Consider the following 12,772-nt stretch of genomic DNA (forward strand, 5'->3'; position numbering starts at 1 on the left):
CCGTTTTCTTACATATAAAATAATTTTCAAAAGAATGATAAGGGGGATTTGAATGGATCAATTAGTAGAGTGGTTAGTAGGGCAAGTATGGAGTATAGGCTTAGTTGTTTTCGCATTAGGGGCAGGTGTGTATTTTACAATTGTAACTCGTTTTCTACAAATTCGTTATTTTAAAGAGATGATTAAACTATTATTTGAAGGGAAGAGCTCGGAGACGGGAATTTCATCCTTTCAAGCATTTTGTTTAGCCTTATCAGGTAGGGTCGGAATAGGTAATATTGCAGGGGTTGCAACAGCTATCGCTTTCGGCGGGCCTGGAGCTGTATTTTGGATGTGGGTAATGGCTCTATTAGGAGCAGCTAGTGCATTCGTTGAATCAACATTATCTCAAGTATATAAAAGTAAAGTTGGAAATGAATATCGCGGTGGTACACCATATTTCATTGAAAAAGGCTTGAAAATGAAATGGTTTGCAATCATTGTAGCAGTCGTTGTAACACTTTCATATGGCGTTTTATTACCAGGTATTCAATCTAGTAGTATCGCAGTGGGATTTGAAAACTCTAACGGTATTAGTAAATATATAACGGGTATATTGTTAGTCTTATTATTAGCAGCAATCATTTTTGGTGGCGTAAAGAGAATTGCAGGCGTTTCACAAATGCTTGTTCCATTTATGGCAATTGGATATGTAATTGTTACATGTATCGTATTAATTGCGAATGTAACGGAAATTCCAAGTATGTTTGCTTTAATCTTCTCTAGTGCTTTCGGTATAAATGAAATGTTTGGTGGAATCGTCGGTGCAGCAATTGCATGGGGCGTAAAGCGCGCTGTATTTTCAAATGTAGCTGGCGTTGGAGAAGCGACGTATAGCTCTGCTGCGGCTGAAGTATCTCACCCAGCAAAACAAGGGTTAGTTCAAGCGTTTTCTGTATATATTGATACAATTGTCGTATGTACAGCGACAGCTCTTATGATTTTAATAACAGGTATGTATAATGTTATACCGGAAGGGAAAAGCGCTATTGTAAAAAATATAGGGAATGTTGATGCTGGCCCAATTTATACTCAACAAGCAGTTGAAACTGTTATGACTGGGTTTGGTCCATTATTCATTTCAATCGCAATCTTCTTCTTCGCTTTTACAACTTTACTCGCTTACTACTATATCGCTGAAACGACACTTACTTATTTAGATCGTGAGCTTAAACATAGTTGGTTAAAACCAGTTTTGAAAATTGGATTTTTAATTATGGTTTACATCGGTAGTGTAGAATCAGCATCGCTCTTATGGAATCTTGGAGATTTAGGAATCGGTAGTATGGCATGGTTAAACTTAATCGCGATTCTACTATTAAGCAAAATTGCATTAAAAGTGTTAAAAGATTATGAAGCACAGAAAAAAGAAGGGAAAGATCCAGTGTTTGATCCTAAAAATATAGGGATTGAAGGACTAACTTTTTGGGAAGAAAGAAGTAAAGAGATTGAAAGGAAAAACTATAAAGAACAATCAGTAGTGGATGATAGTCTGAAATTGTAGTTATAATAAACTGAATATTCATTCTTTTTAGGTGGCGTATATTGCCTTCTTTTCATCACATACTACAATAGGTACATATAATTGGAATGGAGGTAATAATAAAATGGCGCACGAACAACATAGTTCAGTAAATGACGTTCTACATCATTATAAAGAAGGTATCGGTAGTTTTACAAACCAAATTCCTGAAATTGCTGAAACATATAATGCATTCACGCAAGCTTGTTTTCAAGAGGGTTCTTTAACAAAAAGGGAAAAACAACTTATCGCATTAGGAATTAGTCTAGCAACGCAAGATGAATATTGTACCGTTTATCATACAAAAGGTTGTCTTGATCAAGGGTGTTCAGATAAAGAAATTCTGGAAGCGTGTGGTGTATCAGCAGCATTTGCTGGTGGAGCTGCAATGAGTCAAGCAGTAACTTTAGTACAAGAGTGTTTAACAGAACTGAAAAATCATAAGCATTGAATAGAAAAGAACGTTTTAAACTTTATGTTTAAAACGTTCTTTTACGTGAGATTAAATTTGAGTATGAAAATTAGCTTGTATGTGATTTAGCAAAGTAAGATTCTTAAATATAGTGGGAATGAGAAACAACTATTTATTTTTAAGATTTTCTAAAAAGTTTCAATTGTTTCATATAATCAATAGCTTTTGTTTTGTTTTTTTGATTACATACATATTTGAATTCATTCTTATCTCGATAATAACTATTCATTATTTCCTTTGTAAGAATTCCATCGGAAATAGCTTTTTTAATTGCGCAATGTGGTTCATTTGTATGAGAGCAGTTAGAAAATTTACAGTTCTTAGATATCGCTTCTATATCCTCATATCCAAGATCAAAGTCGTCCTTATGATGTATTAAGTCAAATCCTATTTTGCTAATGATTAATCCCTCCATCATTCATACATTCTAAAAGTATGCTCTATTTAAATATATATTTCCTTTTAGTATTCTGTTATTCCTTCTTTAAAACTTGGTACAATGAAACAAAAGGGGGATTAATAATGCAAAATTTAGTAATTGAAGAGATTAAGCAAATAAAAGATGAGGTGGAAGAGCTTTCTAACCTTTTGAAAACAGTTGTAGATGATGGGGCGTCAATTGGTTTTTTACCTCCACTGGAACAAAAAGAATCAACGAAGTATTGGCAAACTGTTTTAGCGCCAGAAGTGATATTATATGTCGCTAAAATAAACAATGAATTGGCAGGGAGTATTCAATTACATTTAGTTACAAAGCCTAACGGAATTCATAGAGCCGAGATTTGTAAGTTAATGACTCATCCCAACTTTAGACGTAATGGTATTGGACGTTTACTTATGCAAAAAGCAGAGGAACGAGCGAAGCAAGAAGATAGGTCTCTTTTAGTGTTAGATACGAGAGAAGGAGACCCTTCCAACAGATTGTATAAATCATTAGAGTATCAAGAAGTTGGAAAGATACCAGAATACGCAATATCTCCAAGTGGTAGTTTGGATGCTACAGTTATTTATTATAAAGTTTTATAAGTTATGATTAAAAAGCTATCATGTTCAAAATAATATACTTCAATTTTTAACACCGTCTATATTTCTCTAGCGGTGTTATTTGAACTTGTATAATGGACGAAATGAATTTGAGAAAGTTTTTAGAGGGTTCTTTTCGTTATGCTCCTCGACTTATAATGGATGTAGAGAAGATGACTAGGCAACTATAGTTATTTTCGCTTTATTATGGGAAAGGGGATGAAGAGATGAAAACGAAAGGTTTACAGAAGGTGAAGAAAGTTATATTAAGTGGTGGCATATTACTTACGGGATTGTTAACTTTCGGTTTTTCAGAAAAAGCTTCAGCTCATGGATATGTTGAATCACCAGCGAGTCGTTCTTATTTATGTAAGCAAGGGGTAAATGTAAACTGCGGACCAATTCAATATGAGCCGCAAAGTGTAGAAGGAATAGGTGGATTCCCGCAATTAGGACCTTCTGATGGACAAATTGCAGGAGCTGGTCATTTCCCTGCTTTAGACGTTCAAACAGTTGATAGGTGGAAGAAAGTTACGTTAAACGGCGGCGCGAATACATTTAAGTGGAAATTAACCGCACCTCATAGTACGAAAGAATGGAAATACTATATTACGAAAAAAGATTGGAATCCAAATAAACCTTTAACAAGATCTGATTTAGATTTAGTACCATTCTATGTAAAAAATGATGGTGGAGCTAGACCAGGAACTTCGGTAACACATGAAGCAAACGTACCAACTGATAGAAATGGATATCACCTTATTTTAGCTGTGTGGGAAATCGCAGATACTGGAAATGCATTTTATCAAGTTATAGATGTTAACCTTGTAAATAATGGTTTGGCATCGAATTTTCCGCTAAATCATGTAGTGCAAGCTCCTAGCTTATTTTAAATAAAGTGAAACTTTAATCAGTGGGGGTCTTACTGCACATTAAAGCGGGATAAAATATACATTTCGATCATCTAATTCATTTTAGATGATCTTTTTTACGAAAAACGATGAAAAATATAGAAGAAAGTGCAATTATTTATAAAAAATTATGCTTTAAATATTGTCATATTTGCTTCTTTAAGATATCCTTTTCATGAAGAGGTGGAAAACATGGAAAAAGTACTAGTTTTCGGGCATAAAAACCCAGATACAGATGCAATTTGTTCTGCAATTGCTTATGCAGAATTGAAAAAAGAATTAGGAATGAATGCTGAGCCTGTACGTTTAGGCGAAATCAGCGGTGAAACTCAATTTGCGTTAGACTATTTTAAAGTAGAAGGACCGCGTTTTGTTGAGACAGTTGCAAACGAAGTGGACAACGTTATTTTAGTTGACCATAACGAGCGTCAACAAAGTGCTAACGATATCGAATCTGTTCGTGTGTTAGAAGTTATTGACCATCACCGTATTGCTAACTTTGAAACAAGCGATCCTATTTACTACCGTTGTGAGCCAGTTGGTTGTACAGCTACAATTTTAAACAAGATGTACAAAGAAAACGGCATTACAATTCGTAAAGAAGTTGCAGGTTTAATGTTATCTGCAATCATTTCAGATTCTTTACTATTCAAATCTCCAACTTGCACAGAGCAGGACGTAGCAGCAGCTCGTGAATTAGCGGAAATCGCTGGTGTAGATGCTGATAACTACGGCTTAGAAATGTTAAAAGCTGGTGCTGACTTAAGCGGAAAAACAATGGAGCAATTAATCTCTCTTGACGCTAAAGAATTCCAAATGGGTAATGCGAAAGTTGAAATCGCACAAGTAAACGCTGTTGATACGAACGACGTTCTTGTACACCAAGTAGAACTTGAAAAAGTTATCTCTGCAGTAGTAGAAGAAAAAGGTTTAGACCTATTCTTATTTGTTGTAACTGATATCTTAACAAACGATTCTGTCGGTCTTGCAATCGGTAAAGCAGCAAACGTTGTTGAGAAAGCATACAACGTATCTCTAGAAAATAACACTGCTACATTAAAAGGTGTAGTATCTCGTAAAAAACAAATCGTACCAGTATTAACAGAAGCATTCCAAGCTTAATTTTATTGAGTACAGATAGAAAAAGACAAGTAGTCGGATTGGCTACTTGTCTTTTTCTATCTGCATAAAACAGAAAATTCAAATTTTTACAGGGGGGGTTGTGTATGCTTAATGAATTCGAAAGTAAATTACAGTCACTTTTAGAGCGAAATATTACTTCTGTTTTAGAATTAGAAAGTTGGCTTTTCGATGAACTGCGTGTAACCGCTGAAGTAGAAGAGGAGATAACAAGTAGTTTAATCGCCACGTATAGAGATACAGATGACAGAAATATGCGTGATTTACATTTGTATAATCAAAATATAATTCAACCACTTTTAAAAAGATACACTGCAAAATTTGACGAGAAATTTAGAGAATGTCCGTTTTCTGACTTATTAGATGAGCAGAAATATGGATTTATGAAAAAAGCAAGATTTGTGAAGAGTAGAATGTTTAATGAAGAAAATCTTGCTCTTTCTATTAAAGAGCAAGAGCTTATTACGAAGTATAGAGAAATAATGTCTAACATAACAATTAAATGGGAGGGAGAGCAAAAGACGTATGCATACGTTAAAGCACAGCTAGATAGCTCTAATAGAGCTATTCGTGAAAAAGCTTGGTACGCTTTATGTGAAGCAAGAAGTGCAGTGAAGATGGAAATAGATTGTATTATGAATAAGCTCGTACAATTACGGAATGAGATCGGTTTAAATGCAGGGTTTTATAATTATAGTGAATATGCTTGTAAACAAAAAAACAGAGATTATAATATTGAAGATTGCTATAAGCTCCATGAATCTATAGAAAAGTATGTTGTACCAATTTGGAAACAATTAGGGAGTATTTCTAAAAAGAATCTCGGTGTAAAAACGTATCGCCCTTGGGATCTTACTCCATGTAATATACTAAAAGCTCCATTTCAAAATGCCATTGATTTATTGGATGGGGTGGAAGAAATATTTCGGAAGACAGATTTATATTTTTATGAGGAATTTATCCATATACGAAAAGCGGGATTAATTGATGTAGAAGAACGTGAAAATAAAGCACCAGGAGCTGCTTGTTTTACCTTGCCTCATAGTAAAGAGGTTTTTGTGTATTCTAATTTTAGTCCATCATTTTATGCGATTAACGCGCTCATACATGAAGTGGGACATGCATTTCATTTTTATAAACAATTTAAAAATGATAGTAGCATGCAGGAAAGGTATCTTTGTGAAGAGGTGGCTGAGCTTTATTCCCTCAGTCTTGAGTTACTAGTAATGGAAAAGCTTAATATCTTTTACAAGCAAGAAGAAGAATATAAAGAAGTGCAGCGCGTACAATTATATCGTACTTTGTCTTTATTAATATCGTCAATTGCAGGAGATGTATTCCAGCATTGGATCTATACAAATCCAAACCATACACCAGAAGAGCGTGATAAGAAATACGCCGAACTATGCAAAAGGTATCAATATTCATCAGTCGATATTGACGGATTAGAGGATGAAATTGGTTCGAGTTGGTTAGAGTCATTTCACTTTGTTCAGTTTCCTTTTTATAAAATTGAATATGCAATTGCGCAAATAGGAGCAATGCAATTGTTTCAAATTTATCGAGAGGATCCAGAAAAAGCGATTACTTTCTTTAAAGAGGGAGCGAGTGCAGACTGGAACCTACATATACAAGAAATATATGAAAAAACAGGTGTCACGTTTGATTTTTCGGAAGAAAGGATAGAAAGTACTGCTAGTGTAATTGTTGATCTGATTAATGAATTAAAATAAGGATAGCATTAGCTATCCTTATAGCTGTTTGTTCGTAGATTTTTTCTTGTTTATATAAAATGTAATAATAGCTGTAATGAGAAAAATAGGTATAGCATACGCTTGCCCAACAAACAACTTCCAGCCCACATGATTATAACCTTGAGATGCTGGAGCAATCATAGCGATTACGCAAACAATAATATAGAGTACTAGTGCAGGGAGTATATTTTTCACTTGTTCACCTCCTTCTAAAGATAAAATATTTTATCATTCATATATTTTAATTAATATTAAGATCCTTGAAAAGTAAATGTACCATTATTTGTAGTATTATAATATTTACAAAAAGTGTACTATGTTTAAATAGGGCAATGGGATTTCAAATCTTAAAAAAGTGAATTATAAGTAAAAAACGATGGTTTTATGGTAAAAGATGTATTTTTTATTTTTAATATCATTATATAGCATGTTGAGAGAAAAATGTGTAAAATAGTTAACTTTACTTATGCAAGAGAAGAGGTAAGAGATAAATGAAAAGGTTATGCATAATTCCATGCGGAAAGAAGAAAATTTGGGATAAGTATCCGGATTACGGGCCTATGGAGGCAAAAGATGTATATATTAGCCCGTTCGGAAAAGCGTGTCAGGCGTATGCAACGATGTTTTTTGAGAATTGGGTTATATTATCGGCGAAGCATGGATTTTTAAGGCCAAATGATATTGTACTAGAAAACTATGATCTTGCTTTTAATTCAAAGAGTGATGAGATTATTAGTATGGAACAATTAAAACAACAAATGATTGAAAAAGACTTGCTTCAGTTTGATGAAATCGTTTTACTTGCAGGCAATAAGCATAAGAAAGTAGTAACACAATTATATCCAGAAGGAATCATAACGTATCCGTTAGCAGGTTGTAAAGGGATTGGGTATATGTTGCAGAGGTTAAAAGGGGCAGTGAAGGAAGAGAAGGAAATATAAGTATAGTTTTCGGTTACCATGATCTTAAACTTTATTTAGGGAGCTAAAACGTAAAATAGAGTTTTTAAGCATCGCCAAAAAGGTGATGCTTTTTGTTCGTGTCACCATTCAAGTTAATGCAATTTAGAGAACGAAGCATCAGATTTGTGAAGTGACATTACTTTTCATTCCGCTATTTGCGGACAGTAAGACCCCCACTTCAAAATTCAGCGGAAGAAAAGAAGTTAGGTGGGGGTTGGGCTGCCCGTAAAAGCCCGATTGGTTCAACTAATAATCAGTGGGGGATGAACAAAACCCCTACTGATTATTAGTTGAACTTTATATTGAAAACGATTTGCCTTCACCTTTAGAAAATGTAGGACGTATGGGGACAGTTAAGATTGTAAGAGGGAATAGCAATAAGACAAGTTTTGAATATGATATTAAGAAAGGAGATGTTGATAAATAATGGCCAGGTATAGTTTGCACGGAGGACACAATAGTATTGTTCAAGGGGCTAATTTTGGGAATCGGAAAGAACACGTTCTAGATAGGCAAGTTAAAGATGCTGTGGCGACTAAGTTAAGATCCCTAGGACACACGGTTTATGACGATACGGATGAGGTAGGGACAACTCAATCACAAAATTTAAATAATATCATTCGGAATAGCAATTCCCATGCTGTGGATTTAGTTATTTCTTTTCATCTTAATGCAAGTGATGGAAATGGACAGGGTGTTGAGGTTTTGTATTATGATCAGAAAGATTTGGCGGCTAAAATATCAGCTCAACTAGCAAAAGATATTGGATGGCGTGATCGAGGTGCGAAACAACGTACAGATTTAGCGGTATTAAATGGAACGAAGGCACCGGCTATTCTTATTGAATTAGGTTTTATTGATAATGAATCCGACATGGCAAAATGGAATGTTGATAAAATCGCTAATTCTATTGTATTTGCTCTTACAGGACAAACTGGAGGAGGTGCACCGGACTTGCTCAAAGTAAAAACTGGTGGTGTAGCATTTAGCAATTTACAAGCTTTGGCTCAGGCGATGGTTGATGCGGGTATTGATGGACAAATTGTCGTTCAGAAAGATGGCATTGGTTATGCTATAACGAATGGCTATCCGTCCGGAAATATCGATAAATTTACAGCTTGGTTAGATGCACGTAAATGGTACTATGAGTACTTGAGATAAAACGAAAATTAGTTTGATTAAAAACTAAAAATTGTCTTATTCTTAGTTAACAAGTATATTAAGTAATTAATAATTATGTAACTATAAATATGAATAATGTATATGTAAAGTAGTACACAAAACCACCTGTCAGAAAGGTGGTTTTGTGTATCCCGCTTTAATGGGCAGTAAAATTCATACCTCAAAATTTGGATGAAGCTAAGAAATTAGCTGGGAATTGCACTGTTTGTAGCCTCCTACTGATTATAGTTTAGAACTTTGTAAGTCTTTACTTATTAAACCCGTAATAATATTTTATTTTCTCAATACATAAGCCGAATTTTAAATTATTACTAAATAATACAATACCACTCATACTATTTATTAGATGATATTAGCAAAAAAACAAGCTTTGAATATAATAACGAAAAAGGAGATGTTAAATAATGGGTTGCATTGTAGATATTTCGAAATGGAATGGCGACATTAACTGGGATATTGCAGCACCACAATTAGATTTTGTAATTGCACGTGTGCAAGATGGTTCAAATTATGTAGATCCTTTATATAAAAATTATGTACAAGCAATGAAAGCAAGAAATATTCCGTTTGGTAATTATGCGTTCTGTCGTTTCGTTTCAGTAGAGGATGCACGGATAGAGGCGAGAGACTTTTGGAACCGTGGTGATAAAAATGCAACATTTTGGGTAGCTGACGTAGAAGTAAAAACAATGAACGATATGAGAGCAGGTACACAAGCTTTTATTGATGAATTACGAAGATTAGGAGCTAAGAAAGTCGGTTTATACATCGCTCATCATATGTATGCTCCATTTGGAATGGCAAATGTCAATTGTGATTTTGTATGGATTCCTCGTTATGGTGGTAACAAACCAGCCTACCCATGTGATATTTGGCAATACACAGAAACAGGGAATGTAGCCGGCATAGGAAAATGTGATTTAAATAAGTTAATGGGAAATAAACCGTTAGTTTGGTTTACTAATCAAACTGTTGAACAATCGACAAAACAAGAAGGAGTTGGAATTATAGTGAATAAATTTAGTAAAGTTGTTACGTATGAATTTGGTACAGCGTTAGTAGTAGAAATGTTAGGAATGATGGATGCTCTTGGGTATGAATCTCGTATTATCTCATATGGAGATAAACAAGGATTAGTTAGATTTGAAACAGCATATCGCCAAGGGAATGAATTAGATCGAGCGACAGCGTGGTTAGATGCTAAAGGACTTAAATATTTTTATACAAAAGAATAGTTTGCTAAATAAAAAGCCGTCATGTGACGGTTTTTTATTTTTATGTAATCTTTTAACTCTACTTATAATATAGAGTAAATAGACTAACAAACAAGCTATTGTATACTTTCAAACATAGAATATGATGCATTCTATCAAGGAGGAAGCATATTTATGAGAAATACTTGTCATTGTAAAACAAAAGCGAAATGCCATTATAGGCATGAAGAGGAAGGGTATTAATAATAAAAAAGAGTACGATACATACTCTTTTTTTGAGTGATTATATTCCATCTTGAACAGATTTCTTTACAATTAACCATGTGTCTTTCTTTTTAATCGTTATAGCTACATTAGTTCCATTAGATTCCTTATAAAAGATATATCCATTGTTTGAGTTTACATATGTGACTGGTTCGCCTATGCAATCTCGCGAGCAGGATTTGTTGACTAGTTTAATTAGGGATAGTTCGCTTGGATCTGTTTTACTTGCTTCTATAACAGCATCAAGACTTGTTTTTTGATAACCTTGCAAGTTTATATGAAAAAGCTGCTCTATTTCTCCTGTAATGCTAGTATGCATTACTTCTACTGAATTCTTTTTTTCTTGAAGAAATCCGTTTTCATAAAGTAATTTTGTATATCCAATCCATGCTATTAATACTAGCATGAAAAATATACCCGTCATTTTAAGCATTCGTAGTCGTTTACTTACAATAGTTTCTGAGTATTTCATTCAGTCTAATCCTCCAATGTTTTTAATTTAAAATATGCTTGGATACATACTTTTAGAAGAGGATGAAATTTGATGAGTTTTCAATAAAAAAGAAAACATCCAGAGTTAGATGCTTTCTTTTTTTGTATTTTTTGCTATCTGTTAGTTACTTGTTTCATAAGCGGTCTTATTTCTTTAACTGATGGTTTTTTATCGTATACATCAACGTAAGAAAAATAATAATTTAAGTTTCTGAGAATTCCTTTTCCTATTTTAGCACTTAAGAAAGGAAAGACTTGTCCAGTATAATCATCAAGAGATTTACAGTAGTATTTTTCATCTAAATATATACTGTATTTACATGTTAGTTCTACTAGTGAGTTTCCTTCATCATCAATTACTTCCTTAGAATCAATAATGTCTATTAATGCGAATTTTTCATTTAGATAAACTTTCTTCTTTTTCTCATGTTTATTTGTGAGTATAAATACGAGACCAATGGCGTTAATCAAACTGTTTCCTCCTATAAAAAACGGATATTAATAAAATATATCGATATACGTTAAATGTAAAGAGGACAGGTGAAATATCATTGATAGAAAGTTCAATAAGCCGATTTGGTTTTCAAATCGGCTTATTGTTATTGAAATACTTGCGGGAATTGCTTTACGATTGCGTTTGTTATCATGTCGGCCATTTCTAAAGCTTCTTTTTCAATTTTATCGTACAGTTTTACGCCTGCTTCATAATCTTTATTTAGGAATGCCAGTGCTTCTGCCTTAGTTAGTGCTAAATGTTCATAAAACATTTTTCTAAATGCTTCTTTATCAATATATGGGTTAATGCTAGTAAGAAACGCAACAATTTCATCTCCGTTAGCGTACCATTTTTTCTCTATAGCAGTAGCTGAATTTTGATCACCAGCTTTTGCTGCTTTAACAAGATCCGCTGCAATTACTAAGTGGTCTTTAATTAGTGCACTATATTTTTTCACTGCATCCTCACCATAGAATGGTTCAAGTGACAGTCCCATATGTGTTGCATTTTGAAGAAGCCGCCCAACTGTAATGTTTACGTCAGGTAAATTGAAAACAATACTTATAATAGCTAATCTCGTCCAAGCAACGTGTTGTTCCCATAAGGAACGCATATAACCTTTTAAAAAATTCTCATTTTTACTAATTCGGGAATTACGTACAGATGTATCAAAGTGTACATAAGGGTTATGATAGGGGGAGTAATACGATTGCCAATAAGGATACATAAACGGTAACACTCCTTTGAACATGTATAACTCAAAGTATGATGGGAATTTATATTTAGTTACGTGTCCTCGCTTATTTTTAAAAAATGAGTGTTTTGATTGTGATATATAGATAAAACGAATATAAAATAAAAGATGCTCTGCAAGGGAAGTTGCAGAGCACCAAAAGGGTATTGCCGAGATGTCGGACTCGACTACGTAATATTATCATAAAATTCACTTAAAAAAACCTGGTAAATGTGTCCAAATGAAAGTGTATCTTTAATAAAGTCAAAGGGATCTGCTTCCCGCGGCAAATCCCTTTAACTAGATAATGTCGATGAGCAAAAACTCATCTGGAGTACTTTAATAGTAACAAGTGAAATTCGTTTTGTGTATTGAGAAAAAAAGATTTACTTTATTAAATGTTAAGAACTTATATTTTACTTCTTGCTATTATCATCATTTGTTGTGAGTGGAGTATGGTTATAAAATGGGGAAAAGATTTACAATCACATCTAAAAGTGTACTGAAATATATATAAATCAAAAAAAGACCTGCATAAATAAGCAGGTCAACTTAAGGGGTTTATCCA

At 33.7% G+C, this 12,772-nt stretch carries 14 protein-coding genes; 9 read left to right on the top strand and 5 right to left on the bottom strand.

What is annotated here, in order from left to right; translation table 11 throughout:
• Nucleotides 1-52: 52 nt before the first annotated feature.
• Together MR079_RS01745 and MR079_RS01750 are read left to right on the top strand one after the other, a co-directional pair.
• Nucleotides 53-1,543 (top strand): alanine/glycine:cation symporter family protein, encoded by a 1,491-nt coding sequence (locus MR079_RS01745; protein WP_139865840.1) that lies wholly within the window; start codon nucleotides 53-55, stop codon nucleotides 1,541-1,543.
• Between the two features lie 31 nt (nucleotides 1,544-1,574).
• A complete protein-coding gene (locus tag MR079_RS01750) occupies nucleotides 1,575-2,012 on the top strand; it encodes a carboxymuconolactone decarboxylase family protein (RefSeq protein WP_011040414.1) in 438 nt (145 codons plus the stop codon).
• 139 nt (nucleotides 2,013-2,151) lie between these two features.
• Here the strand turns inward: MR079_RS01750 and MR079_RS01755 are convergent, their stop codons facing one another.
• On the bottom strand, nucleotides 2,152-2,448 hold the full coding sequence (locus tag MR079_RS01755; RefSeq protein WP_000398675.1) for a P-loop NTPase family protein: 297 nt from the start codon (nucleotides 2,446-2,448) through the stop codon (nucleotides 2,152-2,154).
• Nucleotides 2,449-2,555: 107 nt separating this feature from the next.
• Between MR079_RS01755 and MR079_RS01760 the strand changes: the two genes are divergently transcribed.
• From MR079_RS01760 to MR079_RS01775, 4 genes are all read left to right on the top strand, one after another.
• A complete protein-coding gene (locus tag MR079_RS01760) occupies nucleotides 2,556-3,059 on the top strand; it encodes a GNAT family N-acetyltransferase (RefSeq protein WP_242293358.1) in 504 nt (167 codons plus the stop codon).
• A 224-nt stretch (nucleotides 3,060-3,283) separates the two neighbouring features.
• Nucleotides 3,284-3,949, top strand: a complete 666-nt coding sequence (locus MR079_RS01765) for a lytic polysaccharide monooxygenase (RefSeq protein WP_242293359.1) — start codon at nucleotides 3,284-3,286, stop codon at nucleotides 3,947-3,949.
• 210 nt (nucleotides 3,950-4,159) lie between these two features.
• Nucleotides 4,160-5,089, top strand: coding sequence for a manganese-dependent inorganic pyrophosphatase (ppaC, locus tag MR079_RS01770; RefSeq protein WP_242293360.1), 930 nt, complete (start codon nucleotides 4,160-4,162; stop codon nucleotides 5,087-5,089).
• 104 nt (nucleotides 5,090-5,193) lie between these two features.
• A complete protein-coding gene (locus tag MR079_RS01775; protein WP_242293361.1) occupies nucleotides 5,194-6,840 on the top strand; it encodes a M3 family oligoendopeptidase in 1,647 nt (548 codons plus the stop codon).
• A gap of 18 nt (nucleotides 6,841-6,858) precedes the next feature.
• On the opposite strand, the gene MR079_RS01780 is transcribed toward MR079_RS01775, so the two are convergent.
• Nucleotides 6,859-7,056 (bottom strand): DUF4017 family protein, encoded by a 198-nt coding sequence (locus MR079_RS01780; protein WP_000789868.1) that lies wholly within the window; start codon nucleotides 7,054-7,056, stop codon nucleotides 6,859-6,861.
• 296 nt (nucleotides 7,057-7,352) lie between these two features.
• On the opposite strand from MR079_RS01780, the gene MR079_RS01785 reads away from it, so the two are divergent.
• The 3 genes from MR079_RS01785 to MR079_RS01795 all read left to right on the top strand — a co-directional run bounded on the left by MR079_RS01785 (nucleotide 7,353) and on the right by MR079_RS01795 (nucleotide 10,240).
• Complete coding sequence (locus MR079_RS01785; protein WP_139865835.1) at nucleotides 7,353-7,802, top strand: DUF6884 domain-containing protein; 450 nt, start codon at nucleotides 7,353-7,355, stop codon at nucleotides 7,800-7,802.
• A gap of 447 nt (nucleotides 7,803-8,249) precedes the next feature.
• Nucleotides 8,250-8,984 carry an N-acetylmuramoyl-L-alanine amidase gene (locus tag MR079_RS01790; RefSeq protein WP_242293362.1) on the top strand — a complete coding sequence of 245 codons (735 nt, stop codon included), beginning with the start codon at nucleotides 8,250-8,252 and terminating at the stop codon, nucleotides 8,982-8,984.
• Nucleotides 8,985-9,409: 425 nt separating this feature from the next.
• On the top strand, nucleotides 9,410-10,240 hold the full coding sequence (locus MR079_RS01795) for a GH25 family lysozyme (RefSeq protein WP_242293363.1): 831 nt from the start codon (nucleotides 9,410-9,412) through the stop codon (nucleotides 10,238-10,240).
• A gap of 262 nt (nucleotides 10,241-10,502) precedes the next feature.
• Here MR079_RS01795 and MR079_RS01800 read toward each other — a convergent pair whose 3' ends face one another.
• The 3 genes from MR079_RS01800 to MR079_RS01810 all read right to left on the bottom strand — a co-directional run bounded on the left by MR079_RS01800 (nucleotide 10,503) and on the right by MR079_RS01810 (nucleotide 12,198).
• Nucleotides 10,503-10,955 carry a hypothetical protein gene (locus MR079_RS01800; RefSeq protein ID WP_242293364.1) on the bottom strand — a complete coding sequence of 151 codons (453 nt, stop codon included), beginning with the start codon at nucleotides 10,953-10,955 and terminating at the stop codon, nucleotides 10,503-10,505.
• Between the two features lie 134 nt (nucleotides 10,956-11,089).
• Nucleotides 11,090-11,446, bottom strand: a complete 357-nt coding sequence (locus tag MR079_RS01805) for a cytoplasmic protein (protein ID WP_242293365.1) — start codon at nucleotides 11,444-11,446, stop codon at nucleotides 11,090-11,092.
• A gap of 128 nt (nucleotides 11,447-11,574) precedes the next feature.
• On the bottom strand, nucleotides 11,575-12,198 hold the full coding sequence (locus MR079_RS01810) for an acetylglutamate kinase (protein WP_139865830.1): 624 nt from the start codon (nucleotides 12,196-12,198) through the stop codon (nucleotides 11,575-11,577).
• Between the last annotated feature and the right edge of the window lie 574 nt (nucleotides 12,199-12,772).

This window comes from Bacillus cereus group sp. BfR-BA-01381, from assembly GCF_022663555.1.
Taxonomy (GTDB): Bacteria; Bacillota; Bacilli; order Bacillales; family Bacillaceae_G; genus Bacillus_A; species Bacillus_A pacificus.